Origin of the sequence: Streptomyces sp. NPDC001502, assembly GCF_042894785.1 — a bacterium.
In the GTDB taxonomy this organism is placed as follows: Bacteria; Actinomycetota; Actinomycetes; order Streptomycetales; family Streptomycetaceae; genus Streptomyces; species Streptomyces kutzneri.
Genome location: NZ_JBIAVW010000033.1, coordinates 56,594 through 76,579 on the forward strand (window position 1 = coordinate 56,594; position 19,986 = coordinate 76,579).

A 19,986-nucleotide genomic window follows, 5' to 3' on the forward strand; every position below is an offset into this window, starting at 1 on the left:
AGGGTGGGGGAGTGGATCAGCTTGCTCTGCTGTTCGTGCTCCTGCTCGGGGCCGTGGTCACGGTGCCGCTGGGGGACCGGCTCAAACTGCCCGCGCCCGTCCTGATGACCATCGGCGGGGTGATCCTCGCCCTGGTGCCGGCCGTGCCGAACGTCGAGATCCCGCCCGAGTTCATCCTGCCGCTGGTGCTGCCGCCGCTGCTGTACGCCTCCGTGCAGCGCACGTCCTGGCGGCAGTTCGCCGCCAACGTCCGGCCCATCCTGCTGCTGGCCGTGGCCCTGGTGTTCGTCACCACCGGTGCCGTCGCCGCCGTCGCCAACGCCGTCGTGCCCGGGCTGCCGATCGCCGCCGCCCTCGCCCTCGGCGCGCTCGTCGCCCCGCCCGACCCGGTGGCCGCCACCGCCGTCGCCGGATCGCTCGGGCTGCCGCGCCGCATGGTGTCGATCCTGGAGGGCGAGGGGCTCTTCAACGACGTGACGGCGATCGTGCTGTACCACGTGGCGGTCGCCGCCGTAGTGAGCGGCAGTTTCTCCTGGCCCGACGCGCTCGGGGAGTTCGTGCTCTCCGCCGTGGTGGCCGTGGCCGTCGGGCTCGCGCTCGGGTGGATCGCCAACCGGCTCATGGGGCGGCTCGGCGACGCCACCCTGCAGATCGGGCTGACGCTGCTGGTGCCGTTCGTCGCGTACGTGGTGGCCGAGGAACTCCAGGGGTCGGGGGTGCTGGCCGTGCTGACGACGGCCCTGTTCCTCGCCGAGTACGCGAGCGACGCCGACGACGTGCTGGGGCGCCTCGCCGGACACACCTTCTGGGAAGTCGTCGACATGCTGGTCACCGGCGTGGCCTTCGGGCTGATCGGGCTGGAGCTGCACAACGTGTTCGGCACGGCCGAGGACCGGGTGTGGGAGATGGCCGGGTGGGCGGCGATCGTGGTCGCGGTGGTGGTCGGCGTACGGCTGCTGTGGCTGCTGCCCGCCGGCTGGCTCGCGAAGAAGCTGCACCAGCGGCGCAACTACGACGAGGAGATCCCGCTGAGCTGGCGGGAGAGCGTGGTGATGTGGTGGGCCGGGATGCGCGGGGTGGCCTCGGTGGCCCTGGCGCTGGCCATTCCGCTGCGGACGGACGCAGGTGAGCCGTTTCCCGGGCGGGACCAGATCATCTTCATCGCGTTCGCGGTCATCATGACCACCCTGGTGTGCCAGGGGCTGACCCTGCCGTGGCTGGTACGGCGGCTGGGGGTGGAGGCCGACACGGACGCCGAGCGGGACGCGGAGCGGCAGCTGGCGATCCGCGCGGCCAAGGCCGCGAAGCGGCGGCTGAAGGAGATCGAGGAGGTGGAGGACCTCCCGGAGGACCTGGTCGAGCAGCTGTACCGGCGCGCGTACGACGTGGGGGCCAGGATCAGCCCCGACATGGTCGACGAGGAACGGCGCGAGGCGTACGCGAAGCGCGTGGAGCGGCTCCACCACGTCCAGCGGATCCAGCGGGAGATGATGTCGGCCGCCCGCCACGAGGTCCTGGCCGCCCGCAGCGAACCCGGCTCCGACCCGGAGATCGTCGACCGGGTGCTGCGGCACCTGGACGTACGGAGCCTGCGGACCCCGTAGGCGGTGTCTATGCGGGCCGCACCCCGGCCGGCCGGGTCACGAGGCGTTCCAGTCCGCGCAGGAAGCGGACGTACGGGGACCAGCGGGCCGGGCGGGCGATCGTGCCCGTGCAGGCCAGTTCGGCGCGGTCCAGGCTGTCCTCCAGGACCGCGTCGTGCATCGCGCGGATGGCCAGCGGCCAGGTGATGCGGCTGATGCCACTGAGGTTCATCGCGATGGTGTGCCGCAGCACGGTGCGCCCGCCGTCGAGGGGCAGCGCGGTGTACTCGTGGAAGCCGTGGAAGCCCCGGGGTCCGGTGAAGGTGAACCGCACCCAGGTTCCCGGCACGTAGGCGGCCACCGTGTAGCGCACCGGTCCGTGTCCGCCCGCCGCTCCGACCCCGAGGGGGCGGTCGAGCTCCATGTCCTCCCACAGGCGGCCGGGCCACAGCCGGTCGTCCTCCCCGCCGGACAGCGTGTCGATCAGTGCGCCGACCTCGCTCTCCTTCGCCGCGATCACGCGTTCGTGCAAGTTGTAGACGCCCATGGAGGGTCCTCCCCATCGCATTATTAGAGAGGGGTCTCTAATAATCTGGAGGGTACTCTCTGATTCATGGCGAGACCACCCCGCTTCGACACCGACCAGATGCTCGACGCCGCCGTCCGGCTGGCCGCCTCCGCCGGGCCGGGCGGCGTGACCATGTCCGCCGTCGCCCAGGCGATCGGCGCGCCCAGCGGCTCCATGTACCACCGCTTCGCCGGGCGCAGCGCCCTGCTCGCCGAGGTGTGGCTGCGCAGCGTCGAGCGGTTCCAGGAGGGCTACTTCGCCAGCCTCCACAGCGACACCGACCCGCGCCGGGCGGCTCGCGCGGCCGCCCGGCACGTCGTGGGGTGGAGCCGCGCCCACCCCGAGGAGGCGACCCTCCTGCTCTACGGCCCGTGGGAGTTCGGCCGCGCCGACTGGTCCGAGGAGCACACCGGCCGGGCCGATTCCGGCAACCAGCGGGTGTACGCCGCCATCGGCACCCTCGCCGCCGCTCTCGGCGCGACCGGGCCCCAGGACCGGGACCGCGTCACCCTGGCACTGATCGACCTCCCGCTCTCGGTCGTCCGCCGCCACCTGCGCGCCGGCGGCCCGCTGCCGCCGCACGCCGAGGACCTGGCCGAGGAGTGCGCGGCCGCGCTCCTGCCCACCGCTTCCTAGGGAGCCTGCGCGGCCGGGGCCGTGGCGATGTGGGGGAGGGCGTACGGGTGCTCGGCCACCAGCCAGGTGATCAGGCGTTCGCGGACCGCGCAGCGCAGGGTCCAGAGGTCGTCGGCGTCCTTCGCCGTGACCGCCGCGCGGACCTGGACCGTGTGCGGTGTGGTGTCCGTCACGGCCAGCCCGCCACCGCGGCCGTCCCACTCCGGGATCTCCGCCAGGATCTGCTGGAGCCGCTCCCGCATCAGGCCGATCGGCGCGCTGTGGTCCAGGTGCCAGAAGACCGTGCCGGTCATCTGCGCGCCGCCGCGCGACCAGTTCTCGTACGGCTTGCTCGTGAAATAGGACACAGGCATCGTGATGCGCCGCTCGTCCCAGGTGCGGACCGTCAGGAAGGTCAGGGTGATCTCCTCGACCCGGCCCCACTCCTTGTCGACCACCACGGTGTCGCCGATGCGGACGGTGTCGCCGAAGGCGATCTGGAGGCCGGCGAAGAGGTTGCTCAGCGAAGCCTGGGCGGCGATGCCCGCCACGATGCCGAGGACGCCCGCGGAGGCCAGCAGCGAGGCGCCGAGCGTCCGCATCGGGGGGAAGGTCAGCAGCATCGCCGCCGCGGCGACCACGATCACCACCGCCGTGACCACCCGCTGGATCAGGGTGACCTGGGTGCGTACCCGGCGTACCCGGGCCTCGTCCCCGGTCGCCGCCGCGTAGCGCGCGTACGCCGAGTCGACCACGGCCGTCGCGATGCGTACCGCGAGCCAGGCCGCGGAGGCGATCAGGACCAGGGTGAGGAACCGGCCGACGCCGAAGGCGTGGTCGGGCAGGATCGCGGCCCGCCGGTAGGAGGCTCTGAGCAGCGAGGTGCAGAGGGCGACCTGGAAGGGCAGCCGGCAGTGGCGCAGCAGGCCCCACAGGGGGGTCTCGGTGTGCCGGGCGTCGGCCCGGCGCAGCAACAGGTCCAGCAGCCAGCCCGCGATCAGGGTGGCGACCAGTGCGCCGCCGATGACCGTGACGGGGCGCAGGACGTTCTCCATCTCCATGGGTACGAACGTAGCGGGAAGCGGTCCGCGGGCCTCTCCTCCGCGGCGGCTGGCACGATGGAGGCATGAACATCATGCTTTTCCATTCGACGTACGGGCTGCGGCCCGCGGTGCACGCGGCGGCCGACCGGCTGCGCGCGGCCGGGCACCAGGTCCAGGTGCCGGATCTCTTCGAGGGACGCATCTTCGGGACCGTCGAGGAGGGCATGGCCCACCGGGACGAGATCGGCCGTGACGAACTGCTGAAGCGCGCGGTGCTGGCCTCCGCCCCCTACTCGGACCAGGGACTGGTCTACGCGGGCTTCTCCTTCGGTGGTTCGGTCGCCCAGCACCTGGCGATGGCCGACGAGAAGGCGCGCGGGCTGCTGCTCCTGCACGGGACGGCGGACCTGGAGGACGGCGCCTCGGTGGACGAACTGCCCGTGCAGCTGCACATCGCGGACCCCGATCCGTTCGAGCCGCACGACTGGCTGACGGCCTGGTACCTGCGGATGCAGCGCGCGGGGGCCGACGTGGAGGTCCACAGCTACCCGGGTGCCGGGCACCTGTTCACCGACCCGGAGCTGGACGACTACGACGCCGAGGCCGCCGAACAGCTGTGGAAGGTCGCCATCGGCTTCCTCGACAGCCTGTAGGCGGCCCGTAGGCGCGAAAGCGGAGGGGCCCGGCCCGGCGGATGCCGGACCGGGCCCCTTGTCGCGGGGAGGTCAGCCCGCGCGGTACGCGGTCCAGCTGCTCGACATGCGAGCGACCTGGCCGGCGGTGAACTGGTACATGCAGGAGTCGTACGTGTAGTCCATGAAGTTGCGGATCGGGTCCACGCCCGGCTTGCTCGCGCAGCTGTCGCGCCCGGTCGGGCACTCGTACGCGGCGCTCTTCTCGGCCGGAGTGTCGGAGACGTAGTCGCCGTTGCCGCTGCAGCCGCCCTGGAAGGTGTGGTAGAGCCCCAGCCAGTGGCCGACCTCGTGGGTGGCGGTGTCACCCTCGTTGTAGTTGGCCGCGGAGCCGCCCGGCAGCGAGCTGTCGAGCACGACCACGCCGTCCATCTTGGGGCTGGACGCGTACGACGTCGGGAAGGTCGCCCAGCCGAGCAGGCCGCCGGAGAGCTTGGCGGTGTAGAAGTTGAGCGCGCCCGGGCCGCCCTTGCGCAGGGTGTTCTTCATGTCCTTCTCGGCCTGGGAGCCGGAAGCCAGGTTGTACCAGGTGGCGTTGTCCGTGTAGTCGGTGGACGCCAGGGTGAACTGGAAGTTCGTGTTGACGTTGCCGGTGCCCTGGCCGCCGTAGGCCGCGTTGAGGACCGCGAGCTGCTTGCCGACGTCCGTGGCCGTCAGCTTTCCGGTGGTGCCGGAGTGCACGACGTGGAAGTACACGGGGATGTTCACGACGGCCTCGGCGGCCGCCAGGCTGCGCTGCGGCTGGTTCTTGAGGGCCTTGTCCAGCTTCGCCGTGAGGTCGGCGTCCATGGCCTTCGCCTGCGCGTCGCTGATCGCGTTGGGCTCGTCCGCGTGCTCGTCGTGGGCGCGGGCGACGCGGGCGTTCGCGGCTCCGGCGGCGGCGGGCTGGTCGGCGCAGACCTCGGCGGGGGACGTGGAGGCCGCAAGCGTGGTGGGGGCCGCGAGCGGGGTGAAGGCCAGGGTTCCGGCCAGAACCGCCGTGCCCATCAGGCGGCGGCGGAGAAGGGGGGATATGCGGGCAACTGCGCGCACGTGTGCTCCTCGCGTGGGGGGTTGTGGGGGGTGGTGGCCTGAAGGATCTTCTTCAGCTGGCGCGAAGCTTATGTGTGCATGACATATTCAGGTCAAGTGGCTTACGTAAAAGATTTGTTGCTTCTGATGCACATGGGGCGCCTGGTATGTCCCAGGCGCCCCATGTGGCAGGAAAATTGACGGTCGATCAGCGGACGGACTGATACACCCGCTCCACCTTCTGGGTCCCGTTCAGCGTCCGGTACGACCGGCTCCACGCGGAGGTCGCACCCGGCTGCCGCTTGTCGGACACCACGTAGTAGTCCATCTGCGAGCGCTCCGCCGTCACGTCCAGCACGCCGTAGCCGTGCGCGTCCATGTCGAGCCACTTCACGTGCCAGTTGGCGGCCTTGATGGCCGACTCGGCGACCAGCGAGAGGGTGTCCGGCAGGACGTGCAGCATGTCGTCGAGGTTGTCGGAGGTCACCGAGGTGACCACGAACTCGGTCGCCGCCGTGCCCGAGCCCGGGTACGTGGCCATGTTCATCGGGACCTCGTTCGCCCAGGCCATGTGGATGTCGCCGGTCAGGAACACGGTGTTCTTGACACCCCGGTCCAACAGGTGGCCCAGCAGCTCCTTGCGGTCGTCCGTGTAGCCGTCCCACTGGTCCACGTTGATCGCGAGGCCGCCCTCGGGCAGGCCGAGCAGCTTGGCCAGCGGCTTCAGCAGGTGCGCGGGCAGCGAGGCGAAGGCCACCGGCGAGATCATCACCGAGGTGCCCACCAGCTTCCAGGTCGCCTCCGAGCCCGCGAGGCCCGACTTGAGCCAGTCCAGCTGGGCGCGCCCGGTGATGGTGCGCTCCGGGTCGTCCACCGAGCCGCTGCCGACCTTGGTCTGCTGCGAGCGGAAGGAGCGCAGGTCCAGCAGGTGCAGGTCGGCGAGGGTGCCGAAGCGCAGCCGGCGGTAGACGGTGCCCGCGATGGAGGCGCGTACGGGCATCCACTCGAAGTACGCCTGCTTGGCGGCGGCCGCGCGGGCCGCCCAGTCGCCCTCGGCGCCCGGCGTGTGGTTCTCGGCGCCGCCGGCCCAGCTGTCGTTGGCGAGCTCGTGGTCGTCCCAGATGGCGATGACCGGGTGGGCGTGGTGCAGGGCCTGGAGGTCGGCGTCCGTCTTGTACTTGCCGTGGCGCGTGCGGTAGTCGGCGAGCGAGACGATCTCGTGCCTCGGCTCGTGCGGGCGTACGACGTACTTCGCCTCCGGATAGCCACCGGACTGGTACTCGTAGATGTAGTCACCCAGGTGCAGGATCGCGTGCAGATCCGTGCGGGCCGCCAGGTGACGGTAGGCGGAGAAGTAGCCGGACTCCCAGTTGGCGCAGGAGACCACGCCGAAGCGGACCCCCTCGGTCGTCGCCTCGTGGGCCGGGGTGGTCAGGGTGCGCCCGACGGGGGAGACGACGCCGCCGGCGGTGAACCGGTACCAGTACGGCGTCTGCGGCTGCAGCCCGCGTACGTCCACCTTGACCGTGTGGTCGGCGGCGGCGCTCGCGGTGACGGCGCCGGAGCCGACGATGCGGGAGAAGCCCTTGTCGGACGCCACTTCCCAGCCCACCTGGGTGGCCGGGCCGAGCCCGGAGCCGGGTACGGCCTCGGGGGTCGGGGTGACGCGGGTCCACAGCAGGACCCCGTCGGGCAGCGGATCGCCCGAGGCGACGCCGTGGAGGAAGGCGGGCGCGGTGCCCGCCGCGTGGGCGGCCGAGGCGCCCAGGGAGGTGAGGGGGGCCAGTGCGGCCGTGGCCGCAGCGGCCAGAACGACCGTACGGCGGCGGGGAGTTGCCGCTGACTGGGAGGAGGTGAGTTGACTGGTCACGGATGATCATATTACCGACGGGTACACCCGCCGGGCCAGGTGCGGGAATGCAAAGGACGGGCGAACTCTGGGAGTTCGCCCGCCCTTCGAAGCGGTCCGTCCGGACGGTGATTTCCGGATTGCCCCGGGATCAGCCCTGCAGCGCCTTGTCGATCGCCGCCGTGAACTGCTCCGCCGTCTGCGGGGTGTCGATCTTCTTGCCGTCCATCTTCAGGGTCGGCGTGCCCTTCACCCCGGACTTGTCGAAGGCCTTCGACATCTCCAGCGCCCACCGGTCGTACGTACCGTCCTCGACGGCCTTCTTGAACTCGGCGTTGCCCTTGAGCGCCGGGACCGTGTCCGCGACCTTCAGCAGGTAGTCGTCCTTGGCGAAGCTGTCGTCGGTCTCCTCGGGGTGCAGGTCCTTGGAGTAGAGCGCGCCCTTGTAGTCGAGGAAGGCCTGCGGGCTGACGTTGAGCGCCGCGCCCAGGGCGCTCAGCGCGTTCTTCGAGCCCTCGCCCTTGACGGCGTTGTCGATGAAGGTGGCGCCGATGTACTGGAGCTTGTACTTGCCCGCGTCCACGTCCTTCTTGACCTGCTCGCCGGACGCCTGCTCGAAGGCGGCACAGGCCGGGCAGCGCGAGTCCTCGTACAGCTCCAGGGTCTTCTTCGCGTCGGGCTTGCCGATGACGACCGTGGTGCCGTCCGCGCCCTCGGTGTTCTTCGGCTTGACCAGCTCGGCCGTGGCGGCCTTCTCCCACTGGCCGGGCTGGTTGGCCTGCATGACCCCGTAGCCGATACCGGCGATCACGGCGAGCGCGACCACGACCCCGCCCGCCACGACCACCTGGCGGCGGATCTTGTCCTTCTTGGCCTGGGCCTCGCGCTCGGCGCGCAGACGCTCGCGGGCCGCTGCCTTGTTCGCGTGGCTGTTGCGTGAACTCATCATGATCTCCGTGGGGTGTGACGTGTGGAAGGGACTGCCGTACGTGCGTCAGGCGCGGGCGAGCGCGCCGAGCACGGGGGGTCCCCGCCGTCCCACGGAATGTGCCGGGAAGCGGGTACGGGCCCCGGCGGCCGAGCGGACCGACCGCGGCAGCGCCCGCGCCGGCCGGCAGGCCACCGCGACCGAAGCCGCGGCCAGCAGCAGCGGCCGGAACGCGAAGGCGGCCACCGCCCGCAGCAGCCGGCCCAGTGCCCGCTCGCCGTGGCGCAGCCAGGCGGCGGCCAGCACTCCGACCGAGACATGGGCGCCGAGCAGCAGCCAGGGCGTGTACGGCCCCGGCGAGGACAGCAGCGCGGCCGCGCCGGCCGGTCCGGTCACCTCGGTCAGCGGCCCGCCCACCGGCGTGCCGCCGCACAGGGCGTCCAGGCCCATGGCGCGCAGCGGGCCCGCGACGGGTCCGCCGGCCGGGCCGTAGCAGAGGTGCTGGCCGGTGGTGAAGACGGTGTCGGCGGCCAGCTCCAGCGGTACGAGCAGCCCGGCGATGGGGCCGAAGCCCCGTTCGCGGCCCGCGAGGGCGTAGGCGATCGCGAACACACCCGCGAAGGCCCCGGCCACCAGCGCGGGCGGCAGCGGGACCCGGGACATCAGGACGTGCGAGCCCGAGGAGAGCAGTACGACGAGCGCGCTGAACAGCGCGGCCCGCAGCCCCCTGAGTCCCGTACCGGAAATGTCCATCCTCGCGAGTGTGCCATGCGTTCCTGTGGAACAGGCGTTCAGGGAGTGAGACGCCCGTTACGGAAGAGGTCCACGAAGATCTGATGGTCGGCGCGCGCCCGGGCCCCGTACGCGTGGGCGAAGTCCACGAGGAGCTCCGCGAAGCCCTCCTCGTCGGCGGCGATCGCCGCGTCGATGGCCCGCTCGGTGGAGAAGGGCACCAGGGACTGCCCGCTCTCGGCCTCGTCGGCCGACGCGTGCATGGTCGCGGTCGCCCGGCCGAGATCGGCGACGACGGCCGCGATCTCCTCCGGGTCGTCCAGGTCCGACCAGTCCAGGTCCACCGCGTACGGGGAGACCTCCGCGACCAGCTGCCCGGCCCCGTCCAGCTCCGTCCAGCCCAGCCACGGGTCGGCGTGCGCCTGCAGGGCGCGCTGGGAGATCACCGTGCGGTGCCCCTCGTGCCGGAAGTACTCGCGCACCGCCCGGTCCGTGATGTGCCGGGAGGCCGCCGGGGTCTGTGCCTGCTTGAGGTAGATCACGACGTCGTTCTCCAGGGCGTCGCTGTGCCCCTCCAGCAGGATGTTGTAGGAGGGCAGGCCCGCCGAGCCGATCCCGACGCCGCGGCGCCCCACCACGTCCTTGACCCGGTAGGAGTCCGGCCGCACGAGGGACTCGTCGGGGAGGGTCTCCAGGTACCCGTCGAAGGCGGCCAGCACCTTGTAGCGGGTGGCGGCGTCCAGCTCGATGGAGCCCCCGCCGGAGGTGAAGCGGCGCTCGTAGTCCCGTATCTCCGTCATGGAGTCCAGGAGGGAGAAACGGGTGCGGGAGCGGGCCGAGCGCAGCGCGTCCAGCAGCGGGCCCTCGGCGGTGTCCAGGGTGAAGGAGGGCACCTCCTCGTTCTTCGCCCCCGCCGCGAGCCGGTGGATCCGCTCCCGGTAGGCGCCCGCGTAGATCCGCACGAGCTCGCTTATCTGGTCGTCGCTGAGCGCCTTGGTGTAGCCGATCAGGGCGACGGAGGCGGCGAACCGCTTCAGGTCCCAGGTGAAGGGGCCGACGTAGGCCTCGTCGAAGTCGTTGACGTTGAAGATCAGCCGGCCGTTGGAGTCCATGTACGTGCCGAAGTTCTCGGCGTGCAGGTCTCCGTGGATCCACACCCGGCCCGTCCGCTCGTCCAGGTAAGGGCCGCCGTGCCGGTCCCGCTCCAGGTCGGAGTAGAAGAGGCAGGCGGTACCCCGGTAGAAGGCGAAGGCCGAAGCCGCCATCTTGCGGAATTTGACCTGGAAGGCAGCGGGGTCGGCGGCGAGCAGCTCACCGAACGCGGTGTCGAACACGTCGAGGATCTGCTCGGCGCGCTGCTCGTCGGTCGTCTCGGGGACCGCCATGGCGGGTTCCTCCTGGTGCACGGGCTGTTTCAGGTTCCGACCGACTGGACGCCGGATCGGCCCTCCTGGTTCTGCAACGCCCGACCGTACCGGTCAGTGCCCGTGATCTGTCACCCGGCCGACGTAGGATTCGAAGCTGCCCCCTCACCCCCCGCCCCCGGAGGACCCGCGCCGTGACAAAGCCGCCGTTCACGCACCTGCACGTCCACACCCAGTACTCGCTGCTGGACGGTGCCGCACGGCTGAAGGACATGTTCAACGCGTGCAACGAGATGGGCATGACGCACATCGCCATGTCCGACCACGGCAATCTGCACGGGGCGTACGACTTCTTCCACACCGCCCAGAAGGCCGGCATCACGCCGATCATCGGCATCGAGGCGTACGTCGCCCCCGAGTCCCGGCGCAACAAGCGGCGCATCCAGTGGGGCCAGCCGCACCAGAAGCGCGACGACGTCTCCGGTTCCGGCGGTTACACCCACAAGACGATCTGGGCGTCGAACGCCACCGGTCTGCACAACATCTTCCGGCTGTCCTCCGACGCGTACGCCGAGGGCTGGCTCACGAAGTGGCCGCGGATGGACAAGGAGACCATCTCCAAGTGGTCCGAGGGCCTGATCGCCTCCACCGGCTGCCCGTCCGGCGAGGTGCAGACCAGGCTGCGGCTCGGCCAGTTCGACGAGGCCGTGCAGGCCGCCTCCGACTACAAGGACATCTTCGGCGAGGGGCGCTACTTCCTGGAGCTGATGGACCACGGCATCGAGATCGAGCGCCGGGTCCGCGACGGGCTGCTGGAGATCGGCAAGAAGCTCGGCATCCCGCCGCTGGTGACGAACGACTCCCACTACACCTACGCCAGCGAGGCGACCGCCCACGACGCCCTGCTCTGCATCCAGACCGGCAAGAACCTCTCGGACCCGGACCGCTTCCGCTTCGACGGCACCGGCTACTACCTGAAGTCGACCGACGAGATGTACGCGATCGACTCCTCGGACGCCTGGCAGGAGGGCTGCGCCAACACGCGGCTGGTCGCCGACCAGGTCGACACCGAGGGCATGTTCAAGTTCCGGAACCTGATGCCGAAGTTCGACATCCCGGACGGCCACACCGAGGTCAGCTGGTTCCGCGAGGAGACCATGCGCGGCATGCACCGCCGCTACCCCGGAGGCATTCCGGAGGACCGGATGCAGCAGGCCGAGTACGAGATGGACACGATCATCTCGATGGGCTTCCCCGGCTACTTCCTCGTGGTCGCCGACTTCATCATGTGGGCCAAGAACCAGGGCATCGCGGTGGGCCCGGGCCGAGGCTCCGCGGCCGGTTCGATCGTCGCGTACGCCATGGGCATCACCGACCTCGACCCGCTCACGCACGGTCTGATCTTCGAGCGCTTCCTGAACCCCGAGCGCGTCTCCATGCCCGACGTCGACATCGACTTCGACGAGCGCCGGCGCGTCGAGGTGATCAGGTACGTGACCGAGAAGTACGGCGCCGACAAGGTCGCCATGATCGGCACGTACGGCACCATCAAGGCCAAGAACGCGATCAAGGACTCCGCGCGCGTCCTGGGCTACCCGTACGCCATGGGCGACCGCCTCACCAAGGCCATGCCCGCCGACGTCCTCGGCAAGGGCATCCCGCTCTCCGGCATCCTCGACCCGCAGCACCCCCGCTACGGCGAGGCCGGCGAGATCCGCGGGATGTACGAGAACGAACCGGACGTGAAGAAGGTCATCGACACCGCCCGCGGTGTGGAGGGCCTGGTCCGCCAGATGGGCGTGCACGCCGCCGGCGTGATCATGTCCAGCGAGACCATCACCGACCACGTACCCGTCTGGGTGCGGCACACCGACGGCGTCACCATCACCCAGTGGGACTACCCGAGCTGTGAGTCGCTCGGCCTGCTGAAGATGGACTTCCTCGGCCTGCGCAACCTCACGATCATGGACGACGCCGTCAAGATGGTGAAGGCCAACAAGGGGATCGACATCGATCTCCTGGGCCTCCCGCTCGACGACCCCAAGACCTTCGAACTGCTCGGCCGCGGTGACACCCTCGGCGTCTTCCAGTTCGACGGCGGGCCCATGCGCTCCCTGCTGCGCCTGATGAAGCCCGACAACTTCGAGGACATCTCCGCCGTCTCGGCCCTGTACCGGCCGGGCCCGATGGGCATGAACTCGCACACGAACTACGCCCTGCGCAAGAACAAGCAGCAGGAGATCACCCCGATCCACCCGGAGCTGGAGGGGCCCCTCGAAGAGGTGCTCGCGGTCACCTACGGCCTGATCGTCTACCAGGAGCAGGTCCAGAAGGCCGCCCAGATCATCGCCGGGTACTCGCTCGGCGAGGCCGACATCCTGCGCCGCGTGATGGGCAAGAAGAAGCCCGAGGAGCTGGCGAAGAACTTCGTCATCTTCGAGGCGGGAGCCAAGGAGAAGGGCTTCAGCGACCAGGCGATCAAGGCCCTGTGGGACGTCCTGGTCCCCTTCGCCGGCTACGCCTTCAACAAGGCCCACTCGGCCGCGTACGGCCTGGTCTCCTACTGGACCGCCTACCTCAAGGCGAACTTCCCGGCCGAGTACATGGCCGGCCTGCTCACCTCGGTCAAGGACGACAAGGACAAGTCCGCGATCTACCTGAACGAGTGCCGCCGGATGGGCATCAAGGTCCTGCCGCCGAACGTGAACGAGTCCGAGCCGAACTTCGCGGCCCAGGGCGACGACGTGATCCTCTTCGGCCTGACCGCGGTGCGCAACGTCGGCACGAACGTCGTCGAGTCGATCATCAGGACCAGGAAGGCCAAGGGGAAGTACTCCTCCTTCCCCGACTTCCTGGACAAGGTCGAGGCCGTCGTCTGCAACAAGCGCACGGTTGAGTCGCTGATCAAGGCCGGCGCGTACGACGAGATGGGCCACACCCGCAAGGGCCTGGTCGCACACCACGAGTCGATGATCGACAACGTGGTCGCGGTCAAGCGCAAGGAGGCCGAGGGACAGTTCGACCTGTTCGGCGGGATGGGTGACGAGAACGCGAGCGACGAGCCCGGCTTCGGCCTCGACGTGGAGTTCTCCGACGTCGAGTGGGAGAAGTCCTACCTGCTCGCCCAGGAGCGCGAGATGCTCGGCCTCTACGTCTCCGACCACCCGCTCTTCGGCCTGGAGCACGTGCTCTCCGACAAGACGGACGCCGGAATCTCCCAGCTGACCGGCGGCGAGCACTCCGACGGCGCCGTCGTCACCATCGGCGGCATCATCTCGGGCCTCCAGCGCAAGATGACCAAGCAGGGCAACGCCTGGGCCATCGCCACCGTCGAGGACCTGGCCGGCTCCATCGAATGCATGTTCTTCCCGGCGACCTACCAGCTCGTCTCCACCCAGCTGGTCGAGGACACCGTCGTCTTCGTCAAGGGCCGCCTCGACAAGCGCGAGGACGTCCCCCGCCTGGTCGCCATGGAGATGATGGTCCCCGACCTCTCCTCGGCCGGTACCAACGCCCCGGTGGTCCTCACCATCCCCACCGTCAAGGTCACGCCGCCGATGGTGACCCGTCTGGGCGAGATCCTGCGCCACCACCAGGGCAACAGCGAGGTGCGGATCAAGCTCCAGGGGCCGCGGACCACCACCGTGCTCCGCCTCGACAAGCACCGGGTCAAGCCCGACCCGGCCCTCTTCGGCGACCTCAAGGTGCTGCTCGGACCGTCCTGCCTGGCCGGATAGCGACCCCGGCGGTACGTGCGGAAGGGCCCGCCCGGTGTCACCGGGCGGGCCCTTCCGCGTGCGAGTACGGCCGTCAGTTGTGGCCGAACTTCTTCTCCTTGCGCTTGTGCGCCATGTCCATCGGGCTCGGTGCCGAGGAGGAGGGCATCGACTCGGTCTCCGAGGTGCCCTTGGCCGGATCCTGCCCCGACCGGGGCTGCTGCTTGGCGGGCTGCTTCTGGTTCTTGTTCTTGGCCATGGTGGAGCCTCCGTGAGGGTCTAGGGGCCAGGACCGCCTTCACACTCACACAAGGCCAGAAACGGCGCATTTTGGATCATTACTGCGCGTAGCCGAGGCCTTCCGCCCCGTCGGCCGTGAGATCCGCCACGCCGATGATCGAGTTCCGGCCTTCAACGCCCTTGGGGTCGGGCAGACTCGGGGAACCGCCGCAAAGCACAGAGGACCCCCAGGGAAGAGGGTGGAACACGTGGACCGCTGCGTCGTCCTGGTGGACGCCGGCTACCTGCTGGGTGCCGCCGCCAGCCTTCTCGCCGGGGAGCCCTCCCGCTCCCGGATCACCATCGACCATGCCGCCCTCATCCAGGGCCTGCGCGAGCGGGCCGAGGCCGACACCGAGCAGCCCCTGCTGCGCATCTACTGGTTCGACGGAGCCCCCGACCGGGTGCCCCAGCCCGAACACCGGCGGCTGCGCGTCATGCCCCGCGTCACCGTCCGGCTCGGCGCACTGACCCGCAGCGACGGCCGCTGGGCGCAGAAGGGCGTCGACGCCGCCATGCACGCCGAGCTCACCGAGCTCGCCCGCAACCGGGCCTGCTCCGACGTGGTCCTGGTCACCGGCGACGGAGACCTGCTGCCCGGCCTGATGTCCGCCAAGGAACACGGGGTCGCCGTCCACCTGTGGGCCGTCCAGGCCGCCGACGGGGACTACAACCAGTCCGAGGACCTCGTCGCCGAGGCCGACGAACGCCGCGTCCTGGACCGGGCCTGGATCACCCGGGCCGTCCGCGCCAAGGACCTCACCGGACTGTGCTCCCCGCCGCCCGCACCGCGCCCCGACATCGCCGCCATCCTCTCGGCCCCGCTGCCCGAGGCCGCGCTCGCCGAGGCCGCCCGAAACGGCGCCGCCACCACCGGGCAGGAAGATCGCGACGGGGTCCCCGTACCGGCACCCGCCACCCCCGGGGGCAAGCCCGTACCCACGCCCAAGGACCTCGCCGGAGCCCTGCGCGCCACCGGACAGCAGAGCCACCCGCAGACCGGGCCGAGCGGCGCCCACGCCCCCGCCAGCGCCCTGCGCTGGTCCTCCGACAAGGGCTGGATCGACCGGGCCGGACCGCTGGGCGAGCCCGCCGAGACCGCCTCGCTGCCCACCCTCGCCCAGCTCACCAGCGCCGAACAGCGCTGGGCCGACCGCGAGGAGGACATCACCACCGTCGGCGGCGACCCGTTCGAGGTGGGACAGGTGTTCGCCCGGCGCTGGATGGAACGGCTCCCGGAGACCGTGCACCTGCAGAAGCTGGCCACGATGTACCCGCGGATCCCGCACCGGATCGACGGCGAACTGCTGCGCTACGCAGCCAGGTTCGGGCTGCTCGCACACAAGGACGACCAGATCGACGAGCACGACCGGTACGCCATCCGTGCCGGGTTCTGGCGGGAGATCGACGTCCGCGCCGCCGCCGAACACGTGGCCGCCGTACCGGCCTCCGCGCCCGGAACCGCACCCGCCGACCTCGCGGCCCCGCTGACCCCGACGGCCGAGTAGGGCCGGGAACCCCGTAGGCTGCTCCCTCGTGAGTACGGGCACAGCACAGGCGCGAGAAGGCACGGCAGCGGCCGCGGGAGCGGCGCCGGACGTCATCTGCGCGGTGCGTGACCTGGTCAAGACGTATCCCGCGGTACGCGGCCGGCGCGGAGCTCCCGCCCTGCCCGAGACCCGCGCCAACGACGGGATCTGCCTGGACGTCCGGCGCGGCGAGATCTTCGGACTGCTCGGCCCCAACGGCGCCGGCAAGTCCACGCTGGTCCGCCAGCTCACCGGCCTGATGCGGCCCGACTCCGGATCGGTGACCCTGCTCGGCCACGACCTCGTGGGCCACCCCGAGCGGGCCTCCCGGCTGCTCGCCTACCTGGGGCAGGAGTCCACCGCCCTGGACGAGCTCACGGTGGCGCTCGCCGCCGAGACCACCGGGCGGCTGCGCGGGCAGGGCGCCCGCGCAGCCCGGGCCGCACGCGACGCCGTACTGGAAGAGCTCGGGCTGACCCCGATCGCCGGACGGCCCCTGAAGAAACTTTCCGGCGGCCAGCGCCGCCTCGCCTGCTTCGCCACCGCACTGGTGGGGGAGCGGCCCGTACTGGTCCTCGACGAGCCCACCACCGGCATGGACCCGGTCGCCCGGCGGGCCGTGTGGTCCGCCGTCGACCGGCGGCGCGCGCAGCACGGTGCGACGGTCCTGCTCGTCACCCACAACGTCATCGAGGCCGAGACCGTCCTCGACCGGGTCGCCGTCATCGACCAGGGCAAGGTCATCGCCTGCGACACCCCGGCCGGACTGAAGGCCACCGTCTCGGGCGAGGTCCGGCTGGAGCTGGTGTGGCGCGAGGGCGCTCCGCTGGACGTCCCGGAGGTCGCCAGGCTGCGCGACCAGGCCGTCGAGTCCGGGCGCCGCTGGGTGCTCCGGCTGGCGCCGGACGAGGCGAGGGCGGCGGTGGCCTCGGTCACCGGGGGCCCGGCCTTCGCCGCGCTCGACGACTTCACCCTGGCCACCCCCAGCCTGGAAGACGTGTACCTGGCCCTCGGCGGCAAGACGAAAGGGCTGGTGAAGTCGTGAGCGACCGTTCAACGGGGGCCGTCCGGGCCGTGCTCACGCCCGATGCCGTGCCGTCACCCGCTGCGGAGACCGCGCCGGCAGCCGCCGCCGACAGCCGTGCACAGGCACCGCAGCCCGCGCCGCTGGCGCCCCGCGCACGCTTCTTCCCCTCCCTGGCCGCCGTCTACCGGGCCCAGCTCTCCCGGGCCCGGGTGGCCCGGATCCCGCTGCTGTTCGTCGCCACCTTCCAGTCCGTCGGGATCATGATCCTGATGCGGGGCGTGGTCGACGGGGGCTCGGAGGCCCGCGCCGTCGTCGCCGGCTCCTCGGTGCTCGTCGTCGCCTTCGTCGCCCTGAACCTGCTCGCCCAGTACTTCGGGCAGCTGCGGGCCGGCGGCGGGCTCGACCACTACGCCACCCTGCCCGTGCCGCCCGCCTCGGTGGTCCTGGGCGCGGCCGCCGCCTACGCCTCCTTCACGCTGCCGGGGACCCTGGTCACCGCCGTCTTCGGATGCCTGCTGTTCGGGCTGCCGATGAGCGGGCTCTGGATCCTGGCCGCGGTGGTACCGCTGGCCGGGGCCGCGCTGGCCGGGCTCGGCGCGGCGCTGGGACTGCTGGCACCGCGCCAGGAGCTGGCCACCCTCGCGGGGCAGCTCGGCATGTCGGCGGCGCTGCTGCTCGGGGTGCTGCCGCCGGAGCGGATGCCGGACGTGATCGTGTGGGCCCGGGACCTGCTGCCGTCCACATACGGCGTCGAGGCGTTCGCCCGTACCTTCGCCCCGGAACCGGACTGGGCCGCCGTCGCCTTCGACCTGGGCGTGTGCGGGGCCGTCGGAGTCCTCTCGCTCACCGTCGCGACCTGGGCGTACCGCCGGGCGGCCGTCCGCTGACACGGTCCGCCGACGCCGCTGCCGGGCACACCTGGCACGATGTGGGGGTGACCGAAGCCGTGACCCCGCCGTCCCCCCTCGACCCGACGTCGCTCCCGCCCGAGAAGCGGGGAGCCGCCGCCGGGGCGATCACCCCGGAGGACGTCCGGGACGGTGCCGTTATCGCCCTGCTCCTCGGGGCGGCCGGACTGCTCCTCGGCCTGCTGTGGCTGTGGCTGGCCCCCCGGGTGCAGTACGTCTCCAACGGGGAGGCCGTGTTCCTGCGCAACAGCGAGAGCGAGGCGCGGATCGCCTCCGACGGCACCTTCTTCCTGCTGTCGCTGGGGCTGGGCGTGCTCAGCGCCGTCGGCACCTTCCTGTGGCGACGGGCCGGCGGTGTGCCGCTGGTGATCGGGCTGGCGGTCGGATCCGTCTTCGGAGCGCTGGTGGGGTGGCGGTTCGGGCTGTGGCTGGGGCCGACGTCGGACCTGGTCGCGGCCGCGAAGCAGGCGGGCAAGGGGGTTCCGTTCGACGCGCCGCTGGAGCTGCTCGCGCACGGGGCGCTGTTGGCCTGGCCGATGACCGCCGTGCTGCTGCATCTGGGGCTGACCGCGTTGTGGACCCCGCGGGATCCGGATCCCGTGCCGGTGTTCGGCTGGTCGGGGTACTACCAGGTGCCGCCGCCCGCCGACGCGGCGCCCTCGGCCCCGGAGGCCCCGCGCGCCTGACCCTGCCGGGTGGTGCGGGACCGCCGCTGCGCGGAGCCGGTCCCCGCCCCGCCCTTTCTCCGTTTCCCGGGGCTCCGCCCCCGGACCCCGCGCCTCAAACGCCGGCGAGGCTCAAAGTGCGGCGGCGCCGCAGGCTACGCGCGGGCGATCGGGGCCAGGGTGGCGGCCGTGAGGGTGGTCAGGTCCGACGGGGAGAGTTCGATCTCCAGGCCGCGGCGGCCCGCCGAGCAGCAGATCGTGGGGTGCGCCGAGGCCGACGCGTCGATCACCGTGCGCAGCCGCTTGCGCTGCCCCAGCGGGGAGATGCCGCCGAGGACGTAGCCCGTGGTGCGCTCCGCCAGGGCCGGATCGGCCATCGCCGCACGCTTGCCGCCGACCGCCGACGCCAGGGCCTTGAGGTCCAGCGATCCCGAGACCGGGACCACCGCCACCGTCAGGACGCCGTCCACGTCCGCGACCAGGGTCTTGAAGACCTGGGCGGGCGAGACGCCGAGCGCCTGCGCGGCCTCCTCCCCGTACGAGGGATGGGCCGGGTCGTGCTCGTACGCGTGCGTGGTGAACGCGACCCCCGCCGCCGTCAGGGCGACGATCGCCGGGGTGCCTGCCGCCTGCTTGGACTTCTTCGCCATCGGTGTGCGCTCAGTTCGGGCTCGTCGGGGTACGGGTCAGGTCCACCGCCGGCAGGGACGGGAGGTGACGGATCACCGCCGTCTCCGTGCGCAGCAGCTTCAGCTCCTCCGCCAGCCGGGTCGCGGTGTCCGGGGCCTGGAGCAGCCGCTGCTTCGCCGGAATGTCCAGCACCGCCGCCGCTGCCACCAGGTAGGAGACCACCGAGGGCTCGTCGGGGAGCTCCGCGCCCGTCAGGGACCGCTCGCGCGCCCCGGCCAGCCGCTTCTGGTAGTTGCGGAAGGCCCGCAGCACCCCCTCGGCCAGGACTCCCGCGCCGTCGCCCGCGTCCTCCGGGAGCTCTTCCAGCTCCGCCGTCAGGAAGGGGCCCGAGGCGTCGACCGAGACGAGGCGGACCCGCGTCGTACCGGTCGCCAGGACCTCGAAGCTGCCGTCCTCCCGCTCCCGGACGGTCGCCGCATCGGCGATGCAGCCCACCCGGTGGAAGGCCTGGATGGGGTCGGGGCCGAAGCCCGCCGCCGGGCCCCGCTCGGGCAGGGCCGTCTGGTCGGGCAGGCCGGGCGCGGTCGGCGCGACCTCCCGGCCGTCGCGGATCGCGACGACCGCGAAACGGCGCGGCTCGTCCTCGCCCGTCTTCAGCAGCTCGCGCATCATGGCGCGATAACGCTCCTCGAAGATGTTCAGCGGGAGGACGAGTCCCGGGAACAGCACCGAATTCAGCGGGAAGAGGGGCAGGCGAACGGTGGTCACGAGGCACAGGGTAATCGCCCGGACCACCGAGGGTGTCCGGCGTTTGAGGGGCGGACGGCGTCACATGCGCGATCCGTCG

The 19,986-nt window shown here is 71.3% G+C and carries 18 protein-coding genes; 8 read left to right on the forward strand and 10 right to left on the reverse strand.

What is annotated here, in order from left to right; genetic code table 11:
• Window positions 1-11: 11 nt before the first annotated feature.
• Window positions 12-1,604, forward strand: a complete 1,593-nt coding sequence (locus ACFY0D_RS36930) for a Na+/H+ antiporter (protein ID WP_390802269.1) — start codon at window positions 12-14, stop codon at window positions 1,602-1,604.
• A gap of 7 nt (window positions 1,605-1,611) precedes the next feature.
• Here the strand turns inward: ACFY0D_RS36930 and ACFY0D_RS36935 are convergent, their stop codons facing one another.
• The gene (locus ACFY0D_RS36935) at window positions 1,612-2,130 is read right to left on the reverse strand and encodes an SRPBCC family protein (protein WP_390802270.1); all 519 of its coding nucleotides are present in this window, start codon (window positions 2,128-2,130) and stop codon (window positions 1,612-1,614) included.
• A 66-nt stretch (window positions 2,131-2,196) separates the two neighbouring features.
• Between ACFY0D_RS36935 and ACFY0D_RS36940 the strand changes: the two genes are divergently transcribed.
• Window positions 2,197-2,787, forward strand: a complete 591-nt coding sequence (locus ACFY0D_RS36940) for a TetR/AcrR family transcriptional regulator (protein WP_390802271.1) — start codon at window positions 2,197-2,199, stop codon at window positions 2,785-2,787.
• Here ACFY0D_RS36940 and ACFY0D_RS36945 read toward each other — a convergent pair.
• Window positions 2,784-3,821, reverse strand: a complete 1,038-nt coding sequence (locus tag ACFY0D_RS36945; protein ID WP_390802288.1) for a mechanosensitive ion channel family protein — start codon at window positions 3,819-3,821, stop codon at window positions 2,784-2,786. The genes ACFY0D_RS36940 and ACFY0D_RS36945 overlap by 4 nt on opposite strands.
• A gap of 71 nt (window positions 3,822-3,892) precedes the next feature.
• On the opposite strand from ACFY0D_RS36945, the gene ACFY0D_RS36950 reads away from it, so the two are divergent.
• Entirely contained in the window at window positions 3,893-4,462 is a 570-nt protein-coding gene (locus ACFY0D_RS36950) for a dienelactone hydrolase family protein (protein ID WP_390802272.1), read from the forward strand.
• Between the two features lie 72 nt (window positions 4,463-4,534).
• Here ACFY0D_RS36950 and ACFY0D_RS36955 read toward each other — a convergent pair whose 3' ends face one another.
• The 5 genes from ACFY0D_RS36955 to ACFY0D_RS36975 form a co-directional block, all read right to left on the reverse strand.
• The gene (locus ACFY0D_RS36955) at window positions 4,535-5,488 is read right to left on the reverse strand and encodes a zinc metalloprotease (RefSeq protein WP_390802289.1); all 954 of its coding nucleotides are present in this window, start codon (window positions 5,486-5,488) and stop codon (window positions 4,535-4,537) included.
• Between the two features lie 232 nt (window positions 5,489-5,720).
• The gene (locus ACFY0D_RS36960; RefSeq protein WP_390802273.1) at window positions 5,721-7,382 is read right to left on the reverse strand and encodes an alkaline phosphatase D family protein; all 1,662 of its coding nucleotides are present in this window, start codon (window positions 7,380-7,382) and stop codon (window positions 5,721-5,723) included.
• Window positions 7,383-7,512: 130 nt separating this feature from the next.
• Complete coding sequence (locus ACFY0D_RS36965) at window positions 7,513-8,307, reverse strand: DsbA family protein (RefSeq protein ID WP_390802274.1); 795 nt, start codon at window positions 8,305-8,307, stop codon at window positions 7,513-7,515.
• 48 nt (window positions 8,308-8,355) lie between these two features.
• On the reverse strand, window positions 8,356-9,042 hold the full coding sequence (locus ACFY0D_RS36970) for a hypothetical protein (protein WP_390802275.1): 687 nt from the start codon (window positions 9,040-9,042) through the stop codon (window positions 8,356-8,358).
• Window positions 9,043-9,080: 38 nt separating this feature from the next.
• Window positions 9,081-10,406 carry a DUF2252 domain-containing protein gene (locus tag ACFY0D_RS36975; RefSeq protein ID WP_314248816.1) on the reverse strand — a complete coding sequence of 442 codons (1,326 nt, stop codon included), beginning with the start codon at window positions 10,404-10,406 and terminating at the stop codon, window positions 9,081-9,083.
• A gap of 173 nt (window positions 10,407-10,579) precedes the next feature.
• Here ACFY0D_RS36975 and dnaE point away from each other — a divergent pair, with 173 nt between their 5' ends.
• Window positions 10,580-14,122 (forward strand): DNA polymerase III subunit alpha, encoded by a 3,543-nt coding sequence (gene dnaE, locus ACFY0D_RS36980; protein ID WP_390802276.1) that lies wholly within the window; start codon window positions 10,580-10,582, stop codon window positions 14,120-14,122.
• A gap of 73 nt (window positions 14,123-14,195) precedes the next feature.
• Here the strand turns inward: dnaE and ACFY0D_RS36985 are convergent, their stop codons facing one another.
• The gene (locus ACFY0D_RS36985; protein ID WP_329102942.1) at window positions 14,196-14,360 is read right to left on the reverse strand and encodes a hypothetical protein; all 165 of its coding nucleotides are present in this window, start codon (window positions 14,358-14,360) and stop codon (window positions 14,196-14,198) included.
• Window positions 14,361-14,580: 220 nt separating this feature from the next.
• Here ACFY0D_RS36985 and ACFY0D_RS36990 point away from each other — a divergent pair, with 220 nt between their 5' ends.
• The 4 genes from ACFY0D_RS36990 (at window position 14,581) to ACFY0D_RS37005 (ending at window position 18,530) form a co-directional block, all read left to right on the forward strand.
• A complete protein-coding gene (locus ACFY0D_RS36990) occupies window positions 14,581-15,888 on the forward strand; it encodes an NYN domain-containing protein (protein WP_390802277.1) in 1,308 nt (435 codons plus the stop codon).
• Window positions 15,889-15,916: 28 nt separating this feature from the next.
• Window positions 15,917-16,954 carry an ABC transporter ATP-binding protein gene (locus ACFY0D_RS36995; protein ID WP_390802278.1) on the forward strand — a complete coding sequence of 346 codons (1,038 nt, stop codon included), beginning with the start codon at window positions 15,917-15,919 and terminating at the stop codon, window positions 16,952-16,954.
• A 122-nt stretch (window positions 16,955-17,076) separates the two neighbouring features.
• A complete protein-coding gene (locus tag ACFY0D_RS37000; protein ID WP_390802290.1) occupies window positions 17,077-17,823 on the forward strand; it encodes an ABC transporter permease in 747 nt (248 codons plus the stop codon).
• Window positions 17,824-17,870: 47 nt separating this feature from the next.
• Complete coding sequence (locus ACFY0D_RS37005; RefSeq protein ID WP_390802279.1) at window positions 17,871-18,530, forward strand: hypothetical protein; 660 nt, start codon at window positions 17,871-17,873, stop codon at window positions 18,528-18,530.
• A gap of 134 nt (window positions 18,531-18,664) precedes the next feature.
• Here ACFY0D_RS37005 and ybaK read toward each other — a convergent pair whose 3' ends face one another.
• Both ybaK and ACFY0D_RS37015 read right to left on the reverse strand, forming a co-directional pair.
• Entirely contained in the window at window positions 18,665-19,159 is a 495-nt protein-coding gene (gene ybaK / locus ACFY0D_RS37010; protein WP_390802280.1) for a Cys-tRNA(Pro) deacylase, read from the reverse strand.
• A 10-nt stretch (window positions 19,160-19,169) separates the two neighbouring features.
• Entirely contained in the window at window positions 19,170-19,907 is a 738-nt protein-coding gene (locus ACFY0D_RS37015) for an LON peptidase substrate-binding domain-containing protein (protein WP_390802281.1), read from the reverse strand.
• Window positions 19,908-19,986: the final 79 nt, after the last annotated feature.